This window comes from Bradyrhizobium sp. USDA 4473 (genome assembly GCF_054063335.1).
Genome location: NZ_JBSSGE010000001.1, coordinates 7,777,763 through 7,804,423, shown reverse-complemented (window position 1 = coordinate 7,804,423; position 26,661 = coordinate 7,777,763). Strand labels below are relative to the sequence as shown.

The 26,661-nt window shown below is 65.4% G+C and carries 23 protein-coding genes; 15 read left to right on the top strand and 8 right to left on the bottom strand.

The window, feature by feature from the left end; genetic code table 11:
• The first annotated feature begins 68 nt into the window (after positions 1–68).
• Entirely contained in the window at positions 69–689 is a 621-nt protein-coding gene (locus tag ACVW17_RS36555) for a glutathione S-transferase family protein (protein ID WP_456798758.1), read from the top strand.
• Between the two features lie 181 nt (positions 690–870).
• Here ACVW17_RS36555 and ACVW17_RS36550 read toward each other — a convergent pair whose 3' ends face one another.
• Positions 871–1,785, bottom strand: coding sequence for a LysR family transcriptional regulator (locus ACVW17_RS36550; RefSeq protein WP_456798757.1), 915 nt, complete (start codon positions 1,783–1,785; stop codon positions 871–873).
• Between the two features lie 149 nt (positions 1,786–1,934).
• On the opposite strand from ACVW17_RS36550, the gene ACVW17_RS36545 reads away from it, so the two are divergent.
• Together ACVW17_RS36545 and ACVW17_RS36540 are read left to right on the top strand one after the other, a co-directional pair.
• Positions 1,935–2,378 (top strand): nuclear transport factor 2 family protein, encoded by a 444-nt coding sequence (locus ACVW17_RS36545; RefSeq protein WP_456749634.1) that lies wholly within the window; start codon positions 1,935–1,937, stop codon positions 2,376–2,378.
• Positions 2,356–2,559, top strand: a complete 204-nt coding sequence (locus ACVW17_RS36540) for a DUF1127 domain-containing protein (protein ID WP_456799020.1) — start codon at positions 2,356–2,358, stop codon at positions 2,557–2,559. The genes ACVW17_RS36545 and ACVW17_RS36540 overlap by 23 nt, the downstream gene beginning before the upstream one ends.
• Before the next feature lie 64 nt (positions 2,560–2,623).
• Here ACVW17_RS36540 and ACVW17_RS36535 read toward each other — a convergent pair whose 3' ends face one another.
• Both ACVW17_RS36535 and ACVW17_RS36530 read right to left on the bottom strand, forming a co-directional pair.
• The gene (locus ACVW17_RS36535; protein ID WP_456749633.1) at positions 2,624–3,310 is read right to left on the bottom strand and encodes a glutathione S-transferase family protein; all 687 of its coding nucleotides are present in this window, start codon (positions 3,308–3,310) and stop codon (positions 2,624–2,626) included.
• Between the two features lie 368 nt (positions 3,311–3,678).
• On the bottom strand, positions 3,679–4,812 hold the full coding sequence (locus tag ACVW17_RS36530) for a DNA methyltransferase (protein WP_456749632.1): 1,134 nt from the start codon (positions 4,810–4,812) through the stop codon (positions 3,679–3,681).
• Positions 4,813–5,194: 382 nt separating this feature from the next.
• Between ACVW17_RS36530 and ypfJ the strand changes: the two genes are divergently transcribed.
• The gene (gene ypfJ / locus ACVW17_RS36525; protein ID WP_456798756.1) at positions 5,195–6,133 is read left to right on the top strand and encodes a KPN_02809 family neutral zinc metallopeptidase; all 939 of its coding nucleotides are present in this window, start codon (positions 5,195–5,197) and stop codon (positions 6,131–6,133) included.
• Between the two features lie 128 nt (positions 6,134–6,261).
• On the top strand, positions 6,262–6,825 hold the full coding sequence (gene moaB, locus ACVW17_RS36520) for a molybdenum cofactor biosynthesis protein B (RefSeq protein WP_456749630.1): 564 nt from the start codon (positions 6,262–6,264) through the stop codon (positions 6,823–6,825).
• Positions 6,826–6,963: 138 nt separating this feature from the next.
• Here moaB and ACVW17_RS36515 read toward each other — a convergent pair whose 3' ends face one another.
• Together ACVW17_RS36515 and ACVW17_RS36510 are read right to left on the bottom strand one after the other, a co-directional pair.
• On the bottom strand, positions 6,964–7,905 hold the full coding sequence (locus tag ACVW17_RS36515; protein ID WP_456798755.1) for a bifunctional helix-turn-helix transcriptional regulator/GNAT family N-acetyltransferase: 942 nt from the start codon (positions 7,903–7,905) through the stop codon (positions 6,964–6,966).
• Positions 7,906–7,958: 53 nt separating this feature from the next.
• Positions 7,959–8,528, bottom strand: a complete 570-nt coding sequence (locus ACVW17_RS36510) for a glycosyl transferase (RefSeq protein ID WP_456749628.1) — start codon at positions 8,526–8,528, stop codon at positions 7,959–7,961.
• Between the two features lie 164 nt (positions 8,529–8,692).
• Here ACVW17_RS36510 and ACVW17_RS36505 point away from each other — a divergent pair, with 164 nt between their 5' ends.
• The 4 genes from ACVW17_RS36505 (at position 8,693) to ACVW17_RS36490 (ending at position 13,047) form a co-directional block, all read left to right on the top strand.
• Positions 8,693–9,871 (top strand): PA0069 family radical SAM protein, encoded by a 1,179-nt coding sequence (locus ACVW17_RS36505; RefSeq protein ID WP_456798754.1) that lies wholly within the window; start codon positions 8,693–8,695, stop codon positions 9,869–9,871.
• A gap of 117 nt (positions 9,872–9,988) precedes the next feature.
• Positions 9,989–10,435: a VOC family protein gene (locus tag ACVW17_RS36500; RefSeq protein ID WP_456798753.1), complete on the top strand. Its 447-nt coding sequence runs from the start codon at positions 9,989–9,991 to the stop codon at positions 10,433–10,435.
• Between the two features lie 79 nt (positions 10,436–10,514).
• Positions 10,515–11,291, top strand: a complete 777-nt coding sequence (locus ACVW17_RS36495; RefSeq protein ID WP_456798752.1) for a ribonuclease HII — start codon at positions 10,515–10,517, stop codon at positions 11,289–11,291.
• Positions 11,292–11,541: 250 nt separating this feature from the next.
• Positions 11,542–13,047 (top strand): glycosyltransferase family 39 protein, encoded by a 1,506-nt coding sequence (locus ACVW17_RS36490; protein ID WP_456798751.1) that lies wholly within the window; start codon positions 11,542–11,544, stop codon positions 13,045–13,047.
• Positions 13,048–13,162: 115 nt separating this feature from the next.
• Here ACVW17_RS36490 and ACVW17_RS36485 read toward each other — a convergent pair whose 3' ends face one another.
• Positions 13,163–13,981, bottom strand: coding sequence for a uracil-DNA glycosylase (locus ACVW17_RS36485; protein WP_456798750.1), 819 nt, complete (start codon positions 13,979–13,981; stop codon positions 13,163–13,165).
• A 189-nt stretch (positions 13,982–14,170) separates the two neighbouring features.
• Between ACVW17_RS36485 and ACVW17_RS36480 the strand changes: the two genes are divergently transcribed.
• The 3 genes from ACVW17_RS36480 to ACVW17_RS36470 all read left to right on the top strand — a co-directional run bounded on the left by ACVW17_RS36480 (position 14,171) and on the right by ACVW17_RS36470 (position 19,237).
• Complete coding sequence (locus ACVW17_RS36480; protein WP_456798749.1) at positions 14,171–15,844, top strand: electron transfer flavoprotein-ubiquinone oxidoreductase; 1,674 nt, start codon at positions 14,171–14,173, stop codon at positions 15,842–15,844.
• A gap of 448 nt (positions 15,845–16,292) precedes the next feature.
• On the top strand, positions 16,293–18,080 hold the full coding sequence (locus tag ACVW17_RS36475; RefSeq protein ID WP_456749621.1) for a tetratricopeptide repeat protein: 1,788 nt from the start codon (positions 16,293–16,295) through the stop codon (positions 18,078–18,080).
• Positions 18,081–18,349: 269 nt separating this feature from the next.
• A complete protein-coding gene (locus ACVW17_RS36470; RefSeq protein ID WP_456798748.1) occupies positions 18,350–19,237 on the top strand; it encodes a 4-(cytidine 5'-diphospho)-2-C-methyl-D-erythritol kinase in 888 nt (295 codons plus the stop codon).
• A gap of 835 nt (positions 19,238–20,072) precedes the next feature.
• Here ACVW17_RS36470 and ACVW17_RS36465 read toward each other — a convergent pair.
• Positions 20,073–21,251 (bottom strand): IS481 family transposase, encoded by a 1,179-nt coding sequence (locus ACVW17_RS36465; RefSeq protein ID WP_456749619.1) that lies wholly within the window; start codon positions 21,249–21,251, stop codon positions 20,073–20,075.
• 354 nt (positions 21,252–21,605) lie between these two features.
• Here ACVW17_RS36465 and ACVW17_RS36460 point away from each other — a divergent pair, with 354 nt between their 5' ends.
• The 3 genes from ACVW17_RS36460 (at position 21,606) to ACVW17_RS36450 (ending at position 24,931) form a co-directional block, all read left to right on the top strand.
• Positions 21,606–22,532, top strand: coding sequence for an SMP-30/gluconolactonase/LRE family protein (locus ACVW17_RS36460; protein ID WP_456749618.1), 927 nt, complete (start codon positions 21,606–21,608; stop codon positions 22,530–22,532).
• Between the two features lie 133 nt (positions 22,533–22,665).
• Positions 22,666–23,259: a GNAT family N-acetyltransferase gene (locus ACVW17_RS36455; RefSeq protein ID WP_456749617.1), complete on the top strand. Its 594-nt coding sequence runs from the start codon at positions 22,666–22,668 to the stop codon at positions 23,257–23,259.
• Positions 23,260–23,287: 28 nt separating this feature from the next.
• Positions 23,288–24,931, top strand: coding sequence for a GMC family oxidoreductase (locus ACVW17_RS36450; RefSeq protein WP_456798747.1), 1,644 nt, complete (start codon positions 23,288–23,290; stop codon positions 24,929–24,931).
• A 171-nt stretch (positions 24,932–25,102) separates the two neighbouring features.
• On the opposite strand, the gene ACVW17_RS36445 is transcribed toward ACVW17_RS36450, so the two are convergent.
• Entirely contained in the window at positions 25,103–26,605 is a 1,503-nt protein-coding gene (locus ACVW17_RS36445; RefSeq protein WP_456798746.1) for a flavin-containing monooxygenase, read from the bottom strand.
• Between the last annotated feature and the right edge of the window lie 56 nt (positions 26,606–26,661).

Sequence of the window (26,661 nt, the reverse complement as noted above, 5' to 3'; positions counted from 1 at the left end):
CGCTGCATCTCATAAAAAGCGAGGGTCGGGTTCGCAACGGACCGACAAGGCCCGCAGAGGACATCGACATGTTCAAGCTCTATACCGCCCCCGGCACCTGTGCGCTCGCCTCCCACATCGCGCTGGCTGAGGCCGGTGCGCCCTACACGGTCGAGCGGCTCGATTTCAAGGTCAACCAGCAGAACAGCCCGGAATATCTCAAGATCAATCCGAAGGGCCGCGTGCCGTCGCTGGTGACCGACCGCGGCGTGCTGACCGAAACCCCGGCGATGCTGGCCTACATCGCGCAGACCCATCCGCAGGCGAAGCTCGCACCGCTCGACGACGCCTTCGAGTTCGCCAGGCTGCAGGCCTTCAATTCCTATCTCTGCTCGACGGTGCATGTCTGTCACGCCCACAAGATGCGCGGCGCACGCTGGGCGACCCAGGAGACGTCATTCGCCGACATGAAGACCATGGTCCCGAAGACCATGGGCGCCTGCTTCAACCTGATCGAACGCGACATGCTCAGGGGACCGTGGGTGATGGGCGAGAACTACACGATCGGCGACGCCTATCTCTACACGCTGACGCTCTGGCTCGACGGCGACGGCGTCGACATCGCGACCCTGCCCAAGGTGAAGGCGCATCGCGCGGCGATGGAGAGCCGCCCTGCGGTGCAGAAGGTGCTGGCGGAGGTGAAGGCGTAAGGCACCAAAAACTCGGTGTCGCAAAAGTTCGATGTCGTCCCGGCCAAGCGAAGCGCGAGCCGGGACCCATAACCCCAAATCGCAGTTGTCGTGCTACGCTGGGGCCGCTGCCGTCTTCATCACTAGCGGCGGTGGTTATGGGTCCCTGCTTTCGCAGGGACGACTGTTGGATGGACCCGGGCTAGGCCTTCCTTGTCTCCAGCTCGCGTCCCGTCTCCAGCATCAGCCTGCGCAGCCAGATCGAGCCCGGATCCATCTGGGCCCGGGTCGGATAGAACATGTGCTGCTCATCGATCCCGGGATCGAGCGGCGGGGTCACGATCATCAGCGACAATTGCTTCGCCAGCGCCGCGATCAGCCGGCGCGGCACGAAGGCGACGAGGTCGGTGCGCGCGGTGACGTGCAGCGCCTCGATATAGCCCGGCACCACCAGCGCGATCCGCCGTTCGATGCCCTTGGCGCGCAGCCAGGTGTCGATCAGATCCTCGTTGTGGCCGCGGATGATCACGGCGACATGGCGCGCGGCGAGGAATGCTTCGCGCTTCCGCAGCTTCGCCCCGGCGGGGTGGCCGCGCCGCACCGCGAGCGCATCGATGTCGGTGTAGAGCCGCTGGCGGTGAAAGCCCTTGAAGGAATTGCCGATCGAGATTACGAGATCGATGGTGCGGGCGAAGTCCGGCGTGAAGATCGTGGAGCTCCGCCACGGCACCACGTCGATGGTGACGTGAGGCGCGAGCCGCGTCACCTTCTCCATCAGCGGCGGCATCAACAGCTCGACCGCGAGGTCGGGCATCATCAGGCGGAAATGCCGCTCGCTGCGGGTGGCGTCGAAATCGTCCGCCACGAACAGCGTGCGCACCTGATCGAGCGCCTGTGCCAGCGGCGAGCGCAGCGCCTGCGCCCGCGGCGTCAGCTCCATCCGCGCGCCGTTGCGCACCAGCAAGGGATCGCCGATCAGGTCGCGCAGCCGCTGCAGCGCATGGCTGGTCGCCGGCTGCGACAGATTGAGCCGCAGCGCGGCGCGGCTGACGCTGCCGTCGCGCAGCAGCGCGTCGAGCGCCACCAGCAGATTGAGGTCAAGCGAATTCAAATTCATTAGGTGAATATATATCATATCACCTATCGATTGGAAGAATGGCTGGCTGCACCGCAGGATTGGAAGGCAAGGCGATCTCACGCGAAGCGGACACTGCTTCGCGTGCGGAACGCTGCACATCAAAGCCAACCCATCGAAGGAGACGCGCCATGAGCGCAGCCGACAACAAGAAACTGGTGCAGGAGATGTTCGTGATCGCGGGCAGCCCCGATCCCGCGGTGCGCGAGAAATCGCTGTTCATGGCAACGCTTGCCGACGACGCGACCTGGACCGTGACCGGGCAATATTCCTGGTCGCGCACTTTCACCGGCAAGCCATCGATCATGACCGATCTGCACGGCCATGTCCGCTCCAGGCTGGTCGAGCGCGGCCGCACCGTCGCGCATCGCATCATCGCCGACGGCGACATCGTCGTGGTCGAGGCCAAGGGCAACAACCTCACCAAGGAAGGTCAGCGTTACGACAACGATTATTGCCTGGTGTTCCGCTTCGACGGCGGCAGGATCAAGGAAGTGAGGGAATATTGCGACTCGGTTCTGACCGAGAAGGCCCTCGGTCCGTTTCCGGCCGCTGAGGTTCGCGCCGCGGGTTGAAACACCAACGGTTGCACTCGCAGCGGCGTGGATCTGGTTCAGGCAGTGGCGTGAGAACCGGCGCGCATGGCGGCAACTCGCCACCATGAGCGAGCGCGAACTGCAGGATATCGGCGTCTGCCGTGCCGATATCTGCCATCGTCGCAGTGACGACAAGCGCAGGCCGTACTGGCCGCCGTAACAAGAACTCTGGTCAAGATTCCGGGTTCACGCGCGTTGCGCGTGCCCCGGAATGACGACCTGCGTCAGGCCACCTTGTTCTTGAGGTGACCGAACATGATGTCGCGCGCCGCGTCATCCATCTCGGCCTTGAAGGTGTGCTTGTCCTTCAGCGCGAGCGCCCGCGCCGCCGCCGGCCGCGCCGAGATCTCGTCGACCAGCCGCTTGACGTTCGGATATTTGGCGTAGCCTTCCTCGCCGAGGATGAAGGTCGCCATCCGCGCCCAGCCCCAGAACGCCATGTCGACGATGGTGTAGCTGTCGCCGACCATGTAGCGCGATTTGGCCAGGTGATCGTCGAGGATCTTGTAGTGACGATGCGCCTCGTACTGGTAGCGGTTGTTGGCGTAGTCGAGGTCCTTCGGCGCGAAATGCTTGAAATGCACGGCCTGGCCCGAATACGGGCCGAGCCCGGTCGCGATGAACATCAGCCAGGACAGCGTCGCGGCGCGGTTGGCCGGGGTGTTGGCGGGCAGGAACTTGCCGTGCTCCTCGGCGAGGTAGAGCAGGATGGCGTTGCTGTCGAACACCTGCACGCCGTCATCGTCGATCGCCGGCACCTTGCCGTTCGGGTTGACCTTGAGGAATTCCGGCGCGAACTGCTCGCCCTTGCGGGTGTCGACCGGGATCGCCTCGAACGGCAGGCCGGATTCTTCCAGGAACAAGGCGACCTTGGTCGGGTTCGGCGCGCCGTTGAAATAGAATTTGATCATGAAGGGACTCCCTTGATTCTTGTGACCGGCGGGTTCGGGACGCGGCGGGGGGAAGGCCGCACGGCCCCTCATGCGCAAACTTCGCTGCGATGCGCAAGCGACGAGTTTGTGAATCAGGGTCGCGTGGCGCGCTGGTCAGCGGGCCGCGTTCAAGAGGGGGCGTCATCTCTCTATCTGTCATTCCGGGGCGCCGCGAAGCGGCGAGCCCGGAATCCATTAGGCCGCGGAGCTTGCGGCGCAATGGATTCCGGGCTCGCGCTGCGCGCGCCCCGGAATGACAGGGAGAGAGGCGGAAGCGTCGGACAGGTCTCGCTTCCGCCTTCTGTTCGCCGCTAGATCTATCCTGCGGTCGCAATGACGGAGAGATCTCAGCCCACCGCCATCTCGGAGCGGATCTCGGCGCGCAGCTCGTCGATCAGCTTGAGGCCGTTCTTGGTCTCGACGTGCCAGAAGGTCCAGCCGTTGCAGGCGCCGGAGCCTTGGGCCACCGCGCCGATGCGGTGGATCGAGCCGACCTTGTCGCCGAGCATGATGGCGCCGTCGGCGCGCACCAGGGCGCCGTGGCGTTTCTTGGCGTCGACCAGTCTGGCACCGGGTACGATCATGCCGCGCTCGATCAGCTCGGAGAAGGCGACGCGCGGCGCCTCGCGCGCGGTCATGAACGGCGCCAGCGTTGCCTCCGGCAGCGGCTCTATCGCGGCGATGCGGGCTTCGGCGGCGGCGGCATAGGTCCGGTCGCGCTCGAAGCCGATATAATTGCGGCCGAGACGCTTGGCGACGGCGCCGGTGGTGCCGGTGCCGTTGAACGGATCGATCACGAGATCGCCCACCTTCGACGACGACAGTAGCACGCGGGCGAGCAGCTGCTCGGGCTTCTGGGTCGGATGCACTTTCTTGCCGTCATCGCCCTTCAGGCGCTCCTCGCCGGTGCACAGCGGGATCAGCCAGTCGGAGCGCGCCTGGACGTCCTCATTGGAGGCCTTCAGCGCTTCATAATTGAAGGTGTAACCCTTGGCCTTCTCGTCGCGCGCGGCCCAGATCATGGTCTCGTGCGCGTTGGTGAAGCGGCGGCCGCGGAAATTCGGCATCGGATTGGACTTGCGCCATACGATGTCGTTCAGGAGCCAGAAGCCGAGGTCCTGCATGATCGCGCCGACGCGGAAGATATTGTGATAGGAGCCGATCACCCACAGCGTCGCCGACGGCTTCATCACGCGGCGGCAGGCCAAAAGCCAGGCGCGGGTGAAATCGTCATAGGCAGCGAACGAGGAGAACTTGTCCCAATCGTCGTTGACGGCATCGACATGCGATTCGTCGGGACGCTTGAGATCGCCCTTGAGCTGCAGATTGTAGGGAGGATCCGCGAACACCAGGTCGACCGAGCCGGCCTGAAGCTTCGACAACTCGGCCACGCAATCGCCAATGACGATGTGGCTCGACGGGGCACTCTCAAATTTAGTGCGGGGCGCCCTTGCAGACGCCCCGCGACGCGACACTACCATGACTCAAGAACTCTGACTCAGGCGACGCTGTCGGCGACGCGGGACTAAACAACCGACTGGCGTCACATTGACCCGGCAAAGTAAAAATCGACTTAATTGGAAATCTTCATGCAAAAGATTGCAGCATCTTTTGAATGGCGTGGCGCATGGCCGTCGGCGTTGTGCTGCAACATCAGCGCATTCGGCGAAAAGTTTTGCCGATCATCAAACCGGCACGATTCAGCCGGTAGATTCGGCCTCATTCGCAGCCGGTTGCGCCGCGAGCGATGCGCGTCTTCCGGACTAGGCAATTATTGCCGGGCAGGATATTGATTAACAGAATGGAAATTTTAAGTTGGTGTGTCCCACGTTGGGTCGCCGACTGGAATGAAGGGAAACCGCCATGCGCTATGATGATTTCCGCCGCAGCGACGACATCGAAGACCGTCGCGACGACAGCGGCGGAGGCGGAGGTGGCGGCGGATTCGGCATTCCGATGGGCGGCGGAGGCGGCCTCGGCATCGGCACTGTCATTGTGCTCGGCCTGCTTGGCTACGCCTTCGGCATCGATCCGCGCATCCTGATCGGCGGCGCCGAGATTCTCACCGGCGGCGGCCAGGCGCCGACCTATCAGACCGACCGGCAGGCGTCGGGCGGCCAGGTCAAGCGTGGCGCCCCGACCGACGAGATGGGCAGCATGATATCAGGCATCCTGGGTGAGATCGACGATCGCTGGAGCGAGATCTTCCAGGCTTCGGGCCAGAGCTACACCGGTCCGAAGATCGTGCTGTTCCGCAACGCCACCAATGGCGGCCGCTGCGGCATGGCGCAGTCGGCGATGGGGCCGTTCTACTGCCCGCCGGACAAGACCATCTTCCTCGACACCGGCTTCTTCCGCGAGGTCGAGACCCGCTTCCGCGGCTGCTCCGGCAACGCCTGCAAATTCACCGCGGCCTATATCATCGCGCATGAGGCCGGCCATCACATCCAGAACCTGCTCGGCATCATCCCGCGCGTGAACCGGCTGCAGCAGCAGGCCGGCAGCAAGGCCGAAGCCAACGCGTTGCAGGTCAAGGTCGAGCTGCAGGCCGATTGTCTCTCCGGCGTCTGGGTCAACCGCGAGGAGAAGAAGCGGCCGGGCTTCCTCGAGGCCGGCGACATCGACGCCGCGCTGACCACGGCGAACGCGATCGGCGACGACACGCTGCAGCGGCAGGCGACGGGCAGGGTGGTGCCGGATTCCTTCACCCATGGCTCCGCCGCGCAGCGCAAGCAGTGGTTCATGACCGGCTACCAGCAGGGTACCGTGCAGGCCTGCAACACGTTCGGCGGTGGAGTGTAGTCGTTGGGGCGCCCGAAGTATTGACCGTCATGGCCGGGCTTGTCCCGGCCATCCACGTCTTACTTCTGATAGAGTGTGAAGACGTGGATGCCCGGGACAAGCCCGGGCATGACGAGAAGATTAGAGTCATGTCCTCCATCGACGAATCCAAAACCTTCATCCCGCTCAACATCGCGGTGCTGACGATCTCCGACACCCGCTCGCTGGCGGATGACAAGTCGGGCACCACGCTGGCCGACCGGCTCACTGCGGCCGGCCATGCGCTCGCCGCGCGCGAGATCGTCACCGACGACGTCGAGGCGATCCGTGCGGTGATCCGGCGCTGGATCGCGGACCCGGGCGTCGATGCCGTCATTACGACGGGCGGCACCGGCTTCACCGGCCGCGACGTGACGCCGGAGGCGGTCGAGCCGCTGTTCGAGAAGCGGATGGACGGCTTCTCGATCGCCTTCCACATGCTGAGCCATGCCAAGATCGGCGCATCGACGATCCAGAGCCGCGCCACCGCCGGCGTCGCCGGCGCGACCTTCATCTTCTGCCTGCCCGGCTCGCCCGGCGCCTGCCGCGACGGCTGGGACGGCATTCTGGCCGCGCAGCTCGACTACCGCACGCGGCCCTGCAATTTCGTCGAGATCATGCCGCGGCTCGATGAGCATCTGCGCCGTCCGAAGGCGAAGGGCGCGAGCGCGTAGTATCGGCTCTATCCACGTCATTCCGGGGCGTGCGCAGCACGAGCCCGGAATCCATTGCGCCGCAGCGTTACGTGGCCGATGGATTCCGGGCTCATCGCTGCGCGATGCCCCGGAATGACGGCAGGGCATGAGGCGAGCCTACAACTCCAGCTCCCAGGTCTCGCCAACCAGGTCGACGCCAAAGCTGTGGTGCTTCTCTTCCTTCACCTTGCGGAATCCGGCGCGGGCGTAGATGCCGCGCGCGGCGACCAGGATGCTCTGGGTCCATAGCGTCATCTTCTTGTAACCCATCTCGCGGGCGGCGCGGATGCATTGCTCGACCAGCGCGCGACCGACGCCAAGTCCGCGCGCCTCCTCCTCGACCAGCAACAGCCGCAGCTTGGCGACCCGGTCGCCGCCGTTGACCAGGAAGATCGAGCCGGCCGGCTCGCCATCGACCTCGGCGATCCAGCAATGCTCGCGGGCCGGATCGAACGACCGGATGAATTGCGCGCAGATCTCGGCCACCAGTGCCTCGTAGCTGATGTCCCAGCCATATTCGTCTGCATAGGCGCGTCCCTGCCGCGAAATGACCCAGCCGATGTCGCCGACGCGATGGCTGCGCAGCAGGAAGCCGGCCGGCTTGTTCGCCGGCGGCTCCATCGCGCGCTCGATCGTGCCCATCGCGCGCACCACGGCGGCGCGGCGCTTGCCGTCGATCCGCTTCAACAGAGCGCCGACCTCGCTGCGCGAGCGGCGCTCGAGGTCCGCGGCGGCGGCGCGGCCCTTGGCGGTGAGCGCCACCTGATTGACGCGCCGGTCGGCCCTCGACGGTTTGCGTGTCACGATCTGACGGCGTTGCAGCGCCGCCAGCATGCGGCTGACGAAGCCGGGATCGAGGTCGAGATCGCGCACCAGATCGGTCGCGATGCAGTCGGGGCGATGCGCGAGCTCGTAGATGATGCGGGCTTCCTGCAGCGTGAACGGGGAATGCAGCAGCTTCGGCTCGATGATGCCGAGCTTGCGGGTATAGAACCGGCTGAAGCCGCGCACCGCGGCGACCTGGCTCGCAAGCGAGCCGTCTTGGGAGTTTGATCTCATCAAGCAGATTATTTGACGCAATCAAATAAATCGCAAGAGCCGTCCGCGAGGCGCTACGCCACCATAATCCGGCTGCGCAGCATGGTGCGCGAGGAACGGCCGAGCCGGCGCAGCAGCCGCGCCTCGGAGCGGCGGGCGTCGGGCCGGTAGCCGCCGATCCGCTCGTAATGCTCGCGCGCGATCAGGAGGCCCTGTTCGGCCGAGGGCCCGGTGATCATGCGGGCGACGAATTTGAGGCCGTCGCGCAGGCCGGGGTCGGTGTAGGGCGCGCGGGCGTAGCGGAAGATGCCGGCGCGGTCCTTGCCGCTGGCCGCCACCATCTGGATGAACTGGGTGGTCTCCTCGATCCAGCCGGCATCGAGCACCGCGCCCGGATGCAGGAACATCAGCCAGGGCGAGCGGGCCTGCTTCGCACCGGCGGCCAGCGCCGCGGCGCGCGTGCCCTCGAACCGCAGGAAGCCGCAGCCGGCCACGTCGGCGACGCGCTCCATCACGTCGCTATTGGTGCGGTCGACCAGCAGCACCTCGCGGACGACGCCGGCGGCCGCGCCCGGCACCAGCGCCGCCAATGTGGCGACCGCGGTGCGCTCGATGCCATCGGTTGGAATGATCACGCTCAGCATGATTTGAGGCTTCGGTGGCTCAAACGGTTCTGGAAACTCCGGCCGTGTTATCACCTTGTCATATTCAAAGCAGCCTGTTCGCTTGCAGAATTTTGCAGCAAGGTTCTGTGGAATTTCTCGATTCATGTTCTTGATTTGTTCTCACGCTATGCTAGCTTCACAGCATGAGCCGAGCATCCTCTCATGCCCTCAAGCACCCGCCGGTAACGGCGCCCTCCGATAACCCGGCGGGTGCACCTTCACCTGTCCCTGCCCCTTTTCCCGAGCTTGCGGTCGCAATCGAGCGCGAGCGGCGGCGCGGCCGCGGCGCGCAGTCCAACGCCAGCGGACGTTACGAGGCCGAGGCGAGGGTTGCGTTCGACGACGGCTGGCAGAGCCTCGACGACCTGCCACCATTTACCACCAGCGTGGCGCTCGACAGCTCGCGCAAGGTGATCACCCGCAACGACTCGCCCGATATCGGCTTCGACCGCTCGATCAATCCCTATCGTGGCTGCGAGCACGGCTGCGTCTACTGCTTCGCGCGGCCGACCCACGCCTATCTCGGCCTGTCGCCGGGGCTCGACTTCGAGTCGAAGCTGTTTGCCAAGCCGGACGCGCCCGCGCTGCTCGAGAAGGAGCTGACGGCGCCCGACTATGAGGCGCGGATGATCGCGATCGGCACCAACACCGATCCCTATCAGCCGATCGAGCGCGACCGGAAAATCATGCGCGGCATCCTCGAGGTGCTGGAGCGCGCCGGGCATCCGGTCGGCATCGTCACCAAGTCGGCGCTGGTGACCCGCGACATCGATATCCTGGCGCGGATGGCCAAGCGCAATCTCGCCAAGGTGGCGCTGTCGGTGACGACGCTCGACCCCAAACTCGCCCGCACCATGGAGCCGCGCGCCTCGACCCCGCCGAAGCGGCTCGAGGCGATCAAGCGGCTCGCGGAGGCCGGCATCCCGACCACGGTGATGGTCGCGCCCGTGATCCCGGCGCTGAACGACTCCGAGATCGAGCGCATCCTCGACGCCGCCGTGCATGCCGGCGCCAAGGAAGCAAGCTACGTGCTGCTGCGGCTGCCGCTCGAGGTCCGCGATCTCTTCCGCGAATGGCTGATGGCCAACTATCCCGACCGTTACCGCCACGTTTTCACGCTGATCCGCGACATGCGCGGCGGCCGCGACTACGACTCGCAATGGGGCACGCGGATGAAGGGCACTGGCCCGATGGCCTGGATGATCGGCCGCCGCTTCGAGATCGCCTGCGAAAAGCTCGGCCTCAACAAGCGGCGCACCAAGCTGACAACCGATCACTTCGCCAAGCCGAAGCGCAACGGGCAGCAGCTCAGTTTGTTCTAGGCGGGCCGCCGTAGCCCGGATGCAGCGCAGCGAAATCCGGGTTCTTATATCGGTGGCGAGTTTTCCCGGATTGCGCTTCGCTGCATCCGGGCTACGAAGATAACAGTGAGTGCAACGATGACTAACGCCCCGACCGCGCGCTTCACCGTCCTCACGCTCGGCGTCAGCGACATGCGCGCCAGCATCGCCTTTTACGAGTCCCTCGGCTTCACCAGGAAGATGCGCGCGACCGGCGAGGAGGTCGCCTTCTTCGAGACCGGCGCCACCGTGCTCGGGTTGTTCCCGTGGCATCTGCTCGCGACCGATGCCGGGCTGCCGGATCAGCCGCGGCCGGTCGCCTTCCGCGGCGTCGCGATCGCCTGGAACTGCAACGACGATGCCGAGGTCGATCGGGTGATGGCGTTCGCGCTGTCGAAAGGCGCCACATTGCTGAAGCCGGCGCAGCCGACCAGCTATGGCGGTTATTGCGGTTATTTCGGCGATCCCGATGGCCACGCCTGGGAAGTGGTGCGCGCGCCGGGCTTCGAGGTTCGCGATGACGGGCTGGTGTCAATTCCGGACTAGCAACGGCCGACTTGAATAACGGGGACGGGCGGCCGGTTCCCGGTTGCGTCACCGGGCTTGCTTGATCACGATCCCACGCATGATTCGGGACAAATCCAAGAGCGCATCAAAGACCTCGTCGAAGAAGGCGCCGGCCAAGTCGGCCGGGCCGGCCAAGCGCGTCGTCGCCGTGACCCGGCCGACCTTCCGGCGCGAGCGCGCGCTGATCAAGAGCGGCGTCTGGCCGGTCGCCGGCTGCGACGAGGCCGGGCGCGGTCCGCTGGCAGGGCCCGTGGTGGCCGCCGCCGTCGTGCTCGATCCCGCGCGCGTTCCAAAGGGTCTCGACGATTCCAAGCGGCTGACCGCGGAGCGCCGCGAGGAGCTGTTCGAGGAGATCTGCGCCACCGCTGCGTTCTCGGTCGCAGTGGCCTCGCCGGCGCGAATCGACCGCGACAACATCCTGCGCGCTTCGCTGTGGGCGCTGGCGCGCGCGGTGCACGCGCTGCCGGAAATGCCGAAGCACGTCTTCGTCGACGGCCGCGACAAGCTCGCCACGCCCTGCGGCTGCGACGCCGTGATCGGCGGCGACGGCATCGTGGCCTCGATCGCAGCCGCCTCGATCATCGCCAAGGTGACGCGCGACCGCCTGATGTGCGCGCTGGCGCTGGATTGTCCCGGCTACGGCTTCGAGCAACACAAGGGCTATGCGGTCCCCGAGCACCTCGAGGCGCTGGACCGGCTCGGGCCGAGCAGCCATCACCGCAGCTTCTTCGCCCCGGTCGTCGCGGCGCGGCTGAAGCATTTTCCGGTGCCGGGCGAGCCCGACCTGTTCACGGTGGATGCGGAGAGCGAAGCCGTTTCATCCGAAGCGGCGTAAAGGGGCGACGGCGCCGATCATCTCCGCTGTCATCCCCGCGTATGCGGGGATCCAGTATTCCAGAGGCAGTCGTTTTCGATCGAGAGGTCGCGGCGTACTGGATGCCCACTCGCGGGGCATGACGGCTGTGTGTGGCTTTGCACCGCCGACTCATCCGGCGCCGGTTGCCTCCACCGCCGTCGCCGTTTATCAAAACCCTCCGGATCAGATGACGCCGCTGACATGGTGGCAGGGGCATTTCAGGCGTTTCATGCGGTTTACCTCCCTGGTTGTCGAACTGATCCGCGCCCGGCCGCGCCTCGTGGTGTGGGTCGTGGTGCTGGTGCAGGCCGCGATCTGGCTGCTGCTGCCGCTGATCTTCTACGGCAGCCCGCCCGGCAATCTCGCCACTATCCTGGCCTTCGGCCGCGAGTATCAGGTCGGCACCGACATGGGGCCGCCGCTGGCATTCTGGCTTGCTGACATCGCCTTCCGTGCCGCCGGCAATCACGTGTTCGGCGTCTATCTGCTGGCGCAAGTCTGCGAGATCGCCACCTTCATCGCCTTTTATAGGCTGGCGCGCGCCATCGTCGGCGGCCCGCAGGGCGTGCTGGCGGTCTTGCTGTCGATGACGGAGGTGGTGTTCTCCTCGCCGAGCGTCGAGTTCGGTCCGCTGATCCTGGCACGTCCGCTGTGGGCGCTGCTGCTGCTGCATTCCTGGCAGTTGATCGGGCAGAACCGGCGCAGCGCCTGGTTCGCCTGGTCGATCGATTGCGGCCTGCTGCTGCTGACGACGCCGGCGGCGATCGGCATGATCCTGCTCGTGGTCGGCTTTGCGCTGGCGACCGAGCGCGGGCGGCGCACGCTGCGCGCGGTCGATCCGCTCTATGCGCTCTTGGTCGTCATCGTGCTGGTGCTGCCCTATCTGATCTGGCTGGTCCGCGCCGACGCGCTGGTGCTGCCGGCCTTGCCTGGGATCGCCGATCTCAGGGAACGCGCGCTGCGCTGGGGCGTCGTGCTCGGCGGGCTGATCGTGGCGACGGCCGCGATCGCGGTGCTCGCGATCCTCAATTCGCGCTGGTTCGCCCGCGCCGCCGAGGATGCGCCGATCATCTACCGTCCGCGGGTCAGCCCGCTGGCGCAGCAATTCGTCTATTTCTTCGCGTTTGCGCCGGCGATTTTGAGCAGCTTCGTCTCCGGCCTGTTCGATCTCGACCGCACCTTCGGCGGCGCCGGCGTGGCGCTGTTGATGTCGGGGCTCGCCGCCGTCGTCGCGACCGGCGACCTGATCCCGCTCAGGCGGCAGCGCCTGTTGCGTTCGGTGTGGGCCTTCGCGGTCGCGGCGCCTGCCGCCGCGGCGCTGGCGGCGGCGTTGTTCCTGCCGTGGATCAGCGCCACGGAGGCGCCGACCTCGCTGCCGGCAGCCGCGATCGGCCGCTTCTTCGACGACAGCTACGAGCGCCGCACCAACCAGCGCCTGCGCGCGGTCGCCGGCGATCCCGAGATTGCCAGCCTGATCGCGATGAACGGCCGCCGTCCGCATCTCTTGCTCGACGCCGCGCCGCAGCGGACGCCTTGGCTGTCGATCGCGAAGTTCAACGAGACCGGCGGCGTCGTGGTCTGGCGCGCGCAGGACACCGCCGGCACGCCGCCGCCCGAACTCGCACAGCGCTTCCCCGGCCTCGTGCCGGAAGTGCCGCGCGCGTTCGACCGCCTGGTCAATGGCCGGCAGCCGGTGCTGCGGATCGGCTGGGCGATCGTGCGGCCGAAGGGGTGAGGTTGATGTGAAGCCGTAGCCCGGATGAAGCGAAGCGAAGTCCGGGGACACTTCCTCAACCTGCGCTGTCAGACCCGGATTGCGCTGCGCTCCATCCGGGCTACGAAGCTACAAGCTACGCCGTCGCCTGTTGCAACGCCTTCGCGATCGCGCGCAGATCCTGCCACGACAGCCGCTTGTACGATGGCGAGCGCAACAGATAGGCCGGATGGAAGGTCGCGACCGCGCGGATCGTGCGGGTGCCGGTGTCGTAATCGACCCATTTGCCGCGGGTGCGCATGATGCCTTCGCGGGTGCCGAGCAGCGCCTGCGTCGAGGGATTGCCGAGCGTCACCAGCACGTCGGGATTGACCAGCTCGATATGGCGCTGGATGAAGGGCAGGCACACCTGCGTTTCCTGCGGCGTCGGCGTCCGGTTGCCCGGCGGCCGCCACGGGATCACGTTGGCGATGTAGGCTTTGCTGCGATCGAGCCCGATCGCGGCGATCATGCGGTCGAGCAGCTTGCCGGAGCGGCCGACGAACGGCAGCCCCTCGATGTCCTCGTCGCGTCCCGGCGCCTCGCCGACGAACATCACCCGCGCTTGCGGATTGCCATCGGCGAACACCAGCCTGGTCGCGGTGTGCTTCAGCGCGCAGCCGTCGAACGTCTCCATCAGCGTGCGCAAGGCTTCGAGCGTCGGCGCGGAGCGTGCGGCCTCGCGCGCCGAGGCGACCGCGGCCTCCGGTGCCACGGTGATTTCGCTGCGCGGAACGGAAGGCATCGGCGGCGGACGCAGCGGGTTGAGCGCCACCGGCCGCGGCGCGGCGGGCGCGGGAACTGGCTCGACCTCCTCCAGCCGGTTGATCGGCGCATCGCCGAGCGCGCAATCGACCCCGGCCTCGAGGTAAAAGGCCAGCAATTGCTGCAGTGTAGGGGAGGGCTCGGGCATCATGATGGGGACAATTTAGAGCATGGACGGGAAAAGTGGAGGCTCGATTTCGGAAAAGACCACGCCCCTGCGTCCTCGGAGCCGCGCGAAACCTTGCCAAGCGCAATTCCATGGTTGTCCTTCCCCGAAAAATCGGAAACAACGACCCCTGAAAAGCTTAGAAGCGTTCTCATTGGGCTGAGATCAAAGATCATGAGTGCTGAAGACCTAAATGCCGAAGGCCTGCCCCCGCGCGAGTCTATGGAATTCGACGTCGTCATCGTTGGCGCCGGCCCGTCGGGCCTGTCGGCCGCGATCCGGCTCAAGCAGCTCAATCCGGAGCTCTCGGTTGTCGTGGTGGAGAAGGGCTCCGAGGTCGGCGCGCACATCCTCTCCGGTGCGGTGATCGATCCGTCCGGGCTCGACAAGCTGGTGCCGGACTGGCGCGAGGATGCCGATTGTCCGCTGAAGACGCAGGTCACGAGCGACCGCTTCTACTGGGCGACGTCGCAAGGCTGGTTCCGCATCCCGAACTTCATCATGCCGCCGTTGATGCACAATCATCACAACTACATCGGCTCGCTTGGCAATGTCTGCCGCTGGCTGGCGCCGAAGGCGGAAGCGCTCGGCGTCGAGATCTATCCGGGCTTTGCCGCGGCCGAAGTGCTTTATGACGACAAGGGCGCGGTGCGCGGCATCGCGACCGGCGACATGGGCATCGCCAAGGACGGCAGCCACAAGGATTCCTACACCCGCGGCATGGAGCTGCTCGGCAAGTACACGCTGTTCGCCGAGGGCGCGCGCGGCTCGCTGTCCAAGCAGCTGATCGCCAAGTTCAAGCTCGATGCCAACTCCGAGCCGCCGAAATTCGGCATCGGCCTCAAGGAGGTCTGGCAGATCGACCCGGCGAAGCACAAGAAGGGCCGCGTCCAGCACACGCTCGGCTGGCCGCTGAACGACAAGACCGGCGGCGGCTCGTTCCTCTATCATTACGACGACAACCGCGTCGCGGTCGGCTTCGTCGTCCATCTGAACTACAACGATCCCTATCTGTCGCCGTTCGACGAATTCCAGCGGATGAAGACCCATCCCGATATCCGCGAACTGTTCGAGGGCGGCAAGCGGCTCGCCTACGGCGCGCGCGCCATCACCGAGGGCGGCTACCAGTCGGTGCCGCGGCTGACCTTCCCGGGCGGCGCGCTGATCGGCTGCGCCGCGGGCTTCGTCAACGTGCCGCGCATCAAGGGCGTCCACAATGCGATGGGCTCCGGCATGCTCGCCGCCGAGCATGTCGCCGCCGCGCTCGGCGCCGGCCGCGCCAACGACGAAGTCGTCGAATACGAGAACGCCTGGCGTTCGTCTTCGATCGGCAAGGACCTGTTCAAGGTCCGCAACGCCAAGCCGCTGCTGTCGAAGTTCGGCAATCTGCTCGGCATGGCGCTGTCCGGCTTCGACATGTGGTGCAACACGCTCGGCTTCTCGCTGTTCGGCACCCAGTCGCACGCCAAGCCGGACCGCAAGACGCTCGATCCGTCGAAGCAGCACCAGCCGATTGCCTATCCGAAGCCGGACGGCAAAATCACGTTCGACAAGCTGTCGTCGGTGTTCCTGTCCAACACCAACCATGAGGAGGACCAGCCGGTCCATCTCAAGGTTGCCGACATGAACCTGCAGAAGACCTCGGAGCACGACGTGTTCGCCGGTCCCTCCAACCGCTATTGCCCGGCCGGCGTCTACGAATGGGTCGAGGAATCCTCAGGCCCGCGCTTCCAGATCAACGCCCAGAATTGCGTCCACTGCAAAACCTGCGACGTGAAGGATCCCAACGGCAACATCACCTGGGTTCCTCCGGAGGGCGGCGGCGGTCCGAACTACGAGGCGATGTAAGGTGAGGGGCGGGCGAAGGCGGCCGACCACATTTGCGTGACCACAGCATGGGCCGCCGCAACCGCGGCGCGCCCCGCTCTCGCGTCGAGCGGCCGGATTGCACCGTTCGGTACAATAGGAGCGGCGGAACACCGGCCGGTGGGCGCCGTATCATCCGCTGCTTTTTGCTTCTGCACGCGAATATGCGCGGCCCGGTCACGATACCGCCATAGTGGGAGCGTCTTGCGGGGGCTGGCCGGATCGGCGGGTCTAAAGGCCTAATCTGCCAAATGATTCGTCATGGGTGCCCGTTGAGCTTTCCTTGGGGCGATCCTTGCGGATAAACGCCAAAAGCGGCATTGTCGCCCCCGCCGTGATGCCGCCGCTTGGGTTCGCATTTTGAGACTGATCGCAAGATCTTGGCCGTAAAATCCATCTTGGCGTAAACCCCTGGAGCAAGGCGACCGTGATGCTGTCCACCCGATTCCACCGCCTGACGATTGCCGTTCTCGCTGCCGCGGCGCTTGCCGTGCCTGCGCAGCTCGCAGCGCAAACGCCGGACCACCCGACCGACAATACCGCGCAATTCCCCTCCAAGACCGACCTGAAGTCGCTGACAACAGCCGGCAGCTATCTGGCCGCCCGCCACGCCAGCGTCGAGCGCGATGCGTCCTCGGCCGCGGCATTCTACCGCTCGGCGCTGCGGACCGACCCGAAGAATTCCGAGCTGCTCGACCGCGCCTTCATCTCCTCGCTCGCCGACGGCGACATCGAGGAGGCGGTCAAGCTCGCCGACCGCATCCTGACCCAGGACAAGTCCAACCGCGTCGCCCGCCTCGTGGTCGGCGTGCGCGACCTCAAGCTGAAGAAATACGCCGCCGCGCAGTCCAACATCAACCAGTCGGTGCGCGGTCCGATCACCGACCTGGTGGCGACGCTGCTGTCGGCCTGGGCGGCCTATGGCGCCGGCGACAGCAAAGGCGCGGTCGCCTCGATCGACAAGCTGACCGGGCCGGAATGGTATCCGATCTTCAAGGATCTGCATGCCGGCATGATCTACGAGCTGTCCGGCAAGGAGAAGGATGCCGGCGCCCGCTTCGAGAAGGTCTACAAGCTCGACGATTCGATGCTGCGCACGGTCGACGAATATGCGCGCTGGACCTCGCGCAACAAGGATGCCGCCGCCGCGACCGCGATGTACGAGGCGTTCGACAAGAAGCTGCCGCGCCATCCGCTGGTGCTTGAGGGCATCAAGGAGACCAAGGCCGGAAAGAAGCTGCCGCCGCTGGTCGACAGCCCGCAGGCCGGCGCCGCCGAGGCGCTGTACGGCATCGGCGCGACGCTGACCCGCCGCGGCGGCGAGGACCTCGCGCTGGTCTATCTGCAGCTCGCGCTCTATCTGCAGCCGAACCATCCGCTGGCGCTGCTCTCGCTCGCCGATCTCTACGAGTCGGTGAAGAAGCCGCAGATGGCGATCAAGGTCTATGAGCGGATGCCGGCGTCCTCGCCGCTGAAGCGCAACGCGCAGATCCAGCTCGCGACCAATCTCGACGCCGCCGACCGCAGCGACGAGGCGATCAAGATCCTGAAGGAAGTCACCGCGGATCAGCCGAAGGACGTCGAGGCGATCCTGGCGCTCGGCAATATCGAGCGCGGCCGCAAGAAGTTCGCCGACTGCGCCACCACCTATTCGCAGGCGATCGATGCGCTGCCGGCCGGCAACGGCGACAAGAACGCCTGGGTCACCTATTACTACCGCGGCATCTGCGAGGAGCGCTCCAAGCAGTGGAACAAGGCCGAAGCCGACATGCGCAAGGCGCTCGAGCTGCAGCCCGAGCAGCCGCATGTGCTGAACTATCTCGGCTATTCCTGGATCGACCAGGGCATCAACCTCGACGAAGGCATGAAGATGATCAAGCGTGCCGTCGATCAGCGCCCTGACGACGGCTACATCGTCGACTCCCTCGGCTGGGCCTATTACCGGATCGGCAATTACGACGAGGCGGTGAAGAACCTCGAGCGCGCGATCGACCTGAAGCCGGAAGATCCGACCATCAACGACCATCTCGGCGATGCCTACTGGCGCGTCGGCCGCACGCTGGAAGCCAAGTTCCAGTGGGCGCACGCCCGCGACCTCAAGCCCGAGCCGGAAGAGCTGCCGAAGATCCAGGCCAAGATCGACAACGGCTTGCCGGATGATACCTCGAACGCCGCCGCGGCCGACAAGAAGAAGGACGACGACGGCAAGGGCGGCTAGACCCGGCGCTTGCGGCAAATTCGGTGTCGTCCCTGCGAAAGCAGGGACCCATAACCAAGCTACCCGAACGACGAATCCCGATCGCAACATCCGCCGCGGAGTATCGGTCCCTGCTCCCGTGCGCAATTGCGCACGAGGCAGGGACGACGGCGGCGGATGCGGCGCTTGATCCGGCATACTCCCGGAATTTCCATCCAAACAAAGGGATAGGATCGTGCGGCGATTTACGCTAATCGCTCACGATCATTGTTTTTTAGAGGTTACTCGCCGTGCCGGCGCTGATTGAAGAAGGGCGTGCCAAGGTCAACCTGACGCTCAGGGTTGTCGGACGGCGCGTCGACGGGTTTCACGACCTGGAGAGTGTCGTCGCGTTTGCCGATTGCGCCGATCGTCTGACGCTGGAGCCGGGGCCCGAATTGTCGCTCTCGATGTCGGGGCCGCTGGCCGATGCCTGCGGCGATACCTCGGACAATCTGGTGCTCAAGGCGGCGCGGCTGCTCGGCGAGCGCGTCGTCGACCTCGAGGTCGGCCACTTCACCCTGGAGAAGGTGCTGCCGGTTGCGGCCGGCATCGGCGGCGGCTCGGCGGATGCCGCGGCCGCGCTGCGGCTTTTGGCACGGCTCAACGAGCTTGCGCTCGACGACAGCAGGATCATGGAGGTCGCGCTGGCGACCGGCGCCGACGTGCCGGTGTGCGTCGCCTCGCGCGCCTGCGACATGACCGGCGTCGGCGAAGGCCTGCTGCCGCTCGATCTGCCGACAATGCCCGCCGTGCTGGTCAATCCGCGCGTGCCGGTTGCGACCAAGGATGTCTTCAACGCGCTCGGCCTGCGCCATGGCGAACTCCTGATCGGCGCCACCGATGTCGTGATGCAGGCGCCGGACTGGCCGGCGGCCGGCCGCGCGGTCGACGACTGGATTGCGGCACTGTCGCGCGGCACCAACGATCTCGAAGGCCCCGCGGCGCGCATCGAGCCCGTGATCAGCGACGTCTTGTCCGCGCTGCGTGCGACCAGCGGCGTTCGCCTGGTGCGGATGTCGGGCTCAGGCGCGACCTGCTTTGCCGTGTTCGCCAGCGATGCCGACGCCGAGGCCGCCGGCGAAAAGCTCCGCGCCGCGCATCCCGGCTGGTGGGTGCATGCGGGCTCGCTGAGCTAGCGCTGCTTGCTCTCTGTCATCCCCCGGTGCACGATCGCGCACCTGAGGGCTCGTGCGCCATCCTCTCCGCGTCATTCCGGGGCGCGCGTCAGCGCGAGCCCGGAATCCATCGGGCCGCAGGTGTTGTGGATCAATGGATTCCGGGTTCGTGCTTCGCACGCCGCGGAATGACGGCAGGGAAAGACTGCGACAAATCACCCCGACGGGCAAAATAGCGCTTCCGTCGTCGGGCAAATCAGATGTTCAATTCCGCCCGTCTCGCCCGACACGAGGGGCGCTTCGCGGTCGTCACGAACGCGGGTCGAGATGCGGTGGACGCCGATTGCGCAGTCGACGAATGCGCATGAGGCGGACGGCGAAGTCGTGCAGGCCTGACGCCCTAGCGGTAGGTGTCTCTTCCGATTGCGCAATGCGCGTTGCGAAGACGGTGACAACAAAGCCAAGTCTCGCCGGGGCGAGCACGTATAAGCCGTAAGCCATCGCGCAGGGAAAGCCGGATTGCTCCGGTTACACCTGTGGTCCTACCCCCGAGCTTTCTACCCATCGCTCGGGGCCCATGGGTGCGATCGGCACCCGGCTTTCCCTGCGCCCTCTGAACGAGAGAGGGTGGAAAGAAAGAGCAAGACTCGGACAATTCATGTCGCGAGAACGCCGAACGATACCCCCACCACTACTGTCATCGCCCGGCTCGCCGCCTCCGCTGAAGCTTCGGCGAGCCCAAGACCGCAAGCCCCGTCGAAACCTTGGCGAAGACGGGACCGGGCGATCCAGTACGCCGCGGCTTCTCGGCTCAAGCACAGCCGTCTCTGGAATACTGGATCACCCGGTCAAGTGTTTAGACCGGAGACATGGCTGACGCCTGTTCCGACACATCACTGACAGGTCTGCCATTGGTCAAGTCGATTGATGCGACCTGCCAGCTGGCGAAGAAGATTCCGTAGTTGCCGTCGCGGTTGAGCGGTCTGATCGCAAGAGGCTCGCCGCAGAAGGCTTGCGGGACTTTCCACATCTGCCCCCGGAAGGCGACGTAGCTCCGTGTCGAGGAGACGATGCGAACGATCTCTCCGGTATCGTATTCGACCTTCGGAACACGGTTCGGCATGGCGCGAGAACTCGGCCGGTAGCGGTCGGCTGGGACAGCCATGCCGAGCGCCTCGTGAGGCCGCTCCAAATTGTAGAGTGTGCGCCAGCTATCCAGGGCACGCTGGACTTCCGGCAAAGTGCGGAACGAGCGCAGGGCAAACACTTCCGCTTTCAAACTGCGATGGAAGCGCTCGTTCTTGCCGCGGCCCTGCGGGTGACACGGCCTGGCATGCACCACATGGATGCCGAGCTTGAGCAGCCAGACCTTCAGCGCGGTCCAGCGAGCGCCGGACGTATCGCCCCAGGGCGAGCCGTTGTCGATGTAAAAGGCGTCCGGTAGGCCATAGCGGCGAAAGGTATCGGTCAGATGCTTCTGCACGTTGGGGCGCTGCTCATTGGCACATGCCTTCAGGCACAGAGCATAGCGCGAGTGATCGTCCACCATGGTCAGCGGATGGCACCGCGTCCCGTTGCCGAGAGGCATGTGGCCCTTGAAGTCCATCTGCCACAGCTGATTGGGAGCCTCCTTCTCAAAGCGATGGCCTGGCGGACCGGGCGGTGCCTTCTCACTCGGCTTGATCCGCTCATGTCGGCACAGGATCCGATGCACCGTGGAGGCCACCGGCACAGCTTGCCCGTCCCGCTTCAGGCAATGGGCGATCTTGCGCGCTCCCCAGGCCGGATGCTTGTCGCGGACCGCCACCACCTGCGCCTCCAGCGCGATCGCACTGCGCTTGGGCATCGTCTTCGGTCGACGGGACTGATTGGCCAGTTCCCGATCGCCGGCATGCCACCGCCTCAGCCACTTGTAGCCGACATCAGGACTGATCCCAAAGCGCCGGCACAGCTCTCGCCGGTTCGCGCCTTCCTGCAGAGCAAGCCGCACAAACTCTCGTCGCTGATCCATCACTGACACCTCGCTCCACGGCATGGACGGCTCCCGAATCGACCAATCCAGCCAATTTTGACGTGTCAGCTATGTCTCCGAACACCTGTCAGTGATCTGTCCGGTCTAAACATCAAGCCGGGTGATGACACCGATGTTCCATATCTTCATCCGCATCGTCTGCCCGGCGCAGGCCGCGACAGCAGTGGGTGTGGCGGCATCGGGGCATCGCCAGAACGATATCGCAATTTGCGGCCATCCCACCTCAACGCCGGGCAGCCTTGCACCCCCGGTTGCTTGGCAAGCCATACCCCGTTTGCCATAACGGGTTGAAACAACAACGTTGCGCGTGCGGGGCCGTTCGGAGACCGCCGGCAGCCAAAGAGCCGGGAGGATGCCATGGCCAATATCCGAGTTCTCGCCACCGATCTGGAGTTTCCCGAAGGTCCCGTCGTGATGCCCGACGGCTCGGTCGTGCTGGTTGAAATCCGCGGCCAGCGGCTGACCCGGGTCTATCCCGACGGGCGCAAGGAGATCGTCGCCAAGGTGCCGGGCGGTCCGAACGGCGCCGCGCTCGGCCCCGACGGCCAGATCTACATCTGCAACAATGGCGGCTTCTCCTGGATCCCGACCAGGAACATGATCATGCCGGGACCGCAGCCGGAGGATTATCTCGGCGGCTCGATCCAGCGCGTCGATCTGCAATCCGGCAAGGTTGAGACTGTCGTCACCAAATGCGGCGAGCATGAGCTGCGCGGGCCGAACGACCTGGTGTTCGACAGGCAGGGCGGCCTGTGGTTCTCCGATCTCGGCAAGCGCCGCGCCCGCGACATGGATGTCGGCGCGTTCTATTACCTGAAGCCCGGCATGAACGAGATCGTCGAGGCTGTGCACGGCATCCTGCCGGCCAACGGCATCGGCCTCTCGCCGGACGAGAAGACCGTCTACATCGCGGAGACGCCGACGGCGCGGCTGTGGGCCTATGAGGTGTCCGAGCCCGGCACCATCAAGCCGCGCGACGTGATCTATCGCGGCGAGCGGGGAAAACCGATCGCCGGCCTCGGCGGCTACCAGATGTTCGACTCGCTCGCGGTCGAAGCCAACGGCAATGTCTGCGTCGCGACCCTGATCTCGGGCTGCATCTCGGTGATCGCGCCCGACGGCACGGTGGTCGAGCAGGTGCCGACCGGCGATCGCGTCACCACCAACATCGCCTTCGGCGGCCCCGACCTGAAGACCGCCTACATCACGCTGTCCGGCAAGGGCGAACTGATCGCGATGGACTGGTCGCGGCCCGGATTGCCGCTGAATTTTCTGAATAAATGACCGCACCCACCGTCATTGCGAGGAGCGAAGCGACGAAGCAATCCATCTATCCCCGTGTGTGGATAGATGGATTGCTTCGCTTCGCTCGCAATGACGATTAGAGTGAGGCCGCTTCCACGTAGAGGATATTCGAATGCCCTGGCTTGAACCGGTCACCCTTCGCGGCGCGCATGCGCGGCTCGAACCGCTGTCGCATGATCACGCCGGCGGCCTGGTCGAGGCCGCGAAGGACGGCGATCTCTCGAAGATCTGGTACACCGCGATTCCGAAGGCGGAGACCATGGGCAGGGAGATCGACCGCCGGCTCGGCTTGCAAGCCGCAGGCACGATGCTGCCGTTCACGGTGTTCGACGCCGAGGGCCGGATCGCCGGCATGACGACCTACATGAACGTCGATACGCCGAACCGTCGTGTCGAGATCGGCTCGACCTGGTACGCCAAGCGTGTGCAGCGCAGCGCGCTCAATACGCAGTGCAAACTGCTGCTGCTGACGCACGCCTTCGAGACGCTCGATTGCATCGCGGTCGAGTTCCGCACGCACTTCTTCAATCACCAGAGCCGGCGCGCCATCGAGCGTCTGGGTGCAAAACAGGACGGCATCCTGCGCAGCCACCAGATCGCGCCCAACGGCACGTTGCGCGACACCGTGGTTTACAGCATCATCGCCAGCGAATGGCCGACGGTGAAGGCGCATCTCAACTATCAACTCAACGAAAAGCCGCGCTGACGGTTTGGTCGGCGCCAGAAAAGAGACGATGGAAACGTTCGATTATGTGATCATCGGCGCAGGCTCCGCCGGGAGCGTGCTGACCAACCGGTTGAGTGAAGACGCGGGCACCAGGGTGTGCGTGCTCGAGGCGGGGCCGAGCGACTGGCATCCCTATATCCATCTGCCGGCCGGCTTCATCAAGACCTTCCACATGAAGAGCGTGAACTGGGCGTACCAGCAGGAGGTCGGTCCCTACACTGGCGGCCGCAGCATCTATGCGCCGCGCGGCAAGACGCTCGGCGGTTCGTCCTCGATCAACGGCCACATCTACAACCGCGGCCAGCGCCAGGATTTCGACACCTGGGCGCAGCTCGGTAATCGCGGCTGGGGCTATCCCGACGTGCTGCCGTATTTCCGGCGGATGGAGAAGCGGATCGGCGAGGGCGACGACACCTATCGTGGTCGGGATGGCAATCTCACCGTCACTACGATGGACTGGCAGGATCCGCTCTGCGAGGCTTTCATGGCAGGCGCGGTCTCGCTCGGCATCCCGCGCAACCCCGACTACAACGGCCAGATCCAGGAGGGCGTGTCGTACTGCCAGCGCACCATCCTGAACGGCCGCCGGGTCAGCGCCGCGACCGCGTTCCTGCATCCGGCACGTCGCCGTCCGAATGTCGACGTGCGCACCCATGCCCATGTCACCGGCATTATCTTCGAAGGCAAGCGCGCGGTCGGCGTGCGCTACAACCGCGGCGGCAAGCACGGCGATCCCCTGGAGATCCGCGCCACCAAGGAGGTCATTCTCTCCGGCGGCGCCTATAACTCGCCGCAGTTGCTGCAGCTCTCCGGCGTCGGCTCGCCCGACCTCCTGAAGTCGCACGGCATCGAGGTGCGCCACGCGCTGCCGGGTGTCGGCGAAGGCCTGCAGGATCACTACGCGCCGCGCTCGGTGGCGCGGGTCAAGAATATCAGGACCATCAACGAGCTTCGCCGCGGCTTCAGCCTGTGGGGCGAGGCGATCAAATGGGCGACGACGCGGCGCGGCCTGCTGTCGCTGTCGCCGACCATGGTCTACTGCTTCTGGCATTCCGGCGAGACCACCGAGAGCTCCGATCTGCAGCTCACCTTCACGCCGGCAAGCTACAAGGAAGGCGTGCAGGGCCAGCTCGAGGACGAGCCCGGCATGACGGTCGCATCATGGCAGCAGCGACCGGAGAGCCGCGGCTATGTCCGCATCCGCTCGGCCGATCCGTTCGCGCCGCCGATCATCCAGACCAACTACCTCGCCGAGGAGATCGACCGCCGCGTCGTGGTCGCCGGCATGAAGCTGGCGCGCCGGCTGCTCGCCTCCGAGCCGCTCGCACCGTATTACGCCTATGAGGACTTTCCGGGCCCGAAGGTGCAAAGCGACGACGAACTGCTCGCGGCCGCGACCCAGCGCGGCACCACCACCTTCCATCCCGGCTGCACCTGCCGGATGGGCCCCGCCGATGCATCGTGGGCCGTGGTCGACGACCAGCTTCGCGTCCATGGCATGGAGGGCCTGCGCGTGATCGACGCCTCGATCATGCCGCGGATGATCTCCGCCAACCTCAACGCCTCGACCCTGATGATCGCCGACAAGGCCTCCGACATGATCCGCGGCAAGACGCCCGAGGCGGCCGCGAAACTGCCGGAGTATGCGTGAGGGATTGCGATTTTCGCGCTGATGCTTGTCGATCAGCGCGCTCGATCTATCACCGTCATGCTGAGGAGGCCGCGAAGCGGCCGTCTCGAAGCATCGACGGCCCGACTGGGGCCGTGCATCCTTCGAGACGCGCTGCGCGCTCCTCAGGATGACGGAACTGCCAGAAGAAGCTCACCCGTAGACGAACGCCTTGTCCTTGAGGTCGATCGCGGGGAATTCGTCCTTCTCGGCCCAGTAGTCCTGGTTGTGCTGCCACTCCGGCTTGTCGCCGCGCTTCGGCAACAGGTGCATGCCGCGCATCATGTAGCCGGGGTTGAAGTTCTCCGGATCGATCCACGGCAGCAGCGGCATGTTGTGGTCTTCGGGACGCAGCTCGGGCGTCACTTTCTTGGCGCCGGTCGCCTTCATGTGCTTGAGCAGGCGGCAGACGAAGTCGGCGACCAGATCGACCCGCAGGGTCCAGCTGGCGCGGAAATAGCCGAACACCCAGACGAGGTTCGGCACGCCGGTGAACATCATGCCGCGATAGGTCACGGTGTCCTTGAAGTCGAGCGGCTTGCCGTCGATCTCGAAGTCGATGCCGCCATTGGCGGAGAGATGGAAGCCGGTCGCGGTGATGATGATGTCGGCCTCGAGCTGCTTGCCGGACTTGAGCAGGATGCCCGTCTCGGTGAAGCGGTCGATCTCGTCGGTGACGACGGAGGCCTTGCCGCCCTTGATGGCCTGGAACAGGTCGGCATCCGGAACGAACGCGATGCGCTGCCGCCATGGCCGGTAGCTCGGCGTGAAATGGGTGGCGATGTCGTAGTCCTTGCCGAGCACGGCTTCGACCGCGGCCAGCAGGTCCTTCTTGGCGCCCTCGGGGTCGGCGAAGGTCCGCTTGGTGAACGCATCCTGCTCGAACAGGATCTTGCGGCGGGTGATCTCGTGGATCCAGTGCTCGTCGACCTGCAGCCTGCGCAGCTCCTCGGCGATCTCGATGGCGTTGCGGCCGGTGCGGAAATAGGTCGGCGAGCGCTGCAGCATGGTGACATGGCCGGCGTCCTTGGCCATCGCCGGGATCAGGGTCGCAGCCGTGGCGCCGGAGCCGATCACGACCACGCGCTTGCCCTTGTAGTCGAGGTCGTCGGGCCAGGTCTGCGGATGCACGACCGTGCCCTTGAACTTCGCCATGTCGGTCCATTCGGGCGTATAGCCGGCGTCGTGGCGATAGTAGCCCTGGCACATCCAGAAGAAGTTGGTGGTGAAGCGCAGTTGCTCGCCGGTGTCGATCCGTGTCGCGTCGATGGTCCAGAGATTGGTCTCGTTCGACCATCTCGCCGCGGTGATGGTGTGGCGATAGCGGATGTGGCGGGCGAGGTCGTTCTCCTCGATCACCTCGCCCATGTATTTCAGGATCTCTTCGGCGCTGGCGATCGGCGCGCTGGTCCACGGCTTGAAGCGATAGCCGAAGGTGTGCAGGTCGCTGTCGGAGCGGATGCCGGGATAGCGGTGGGTCGACCAGGTGCCGCCGAAGGTCTTCTGCGTCTCCAGCACCACGAAGCTGGTGCCCGGGGTTTGCGTGGTGAGGTGGTAGGCGGCGCCGACGCCGGAGATGCCGGCGCCTGCGATCAGGACGTCGAAATGCTCTGTGGTGACGGGCTCGGCGGCACGGATCTGGGTCTGGACGTTCATCTTCCCTGGTCTTCTTGTTGGTTGGCTTGTGCGTTGGGCGCTGGAAGCGAAACGCC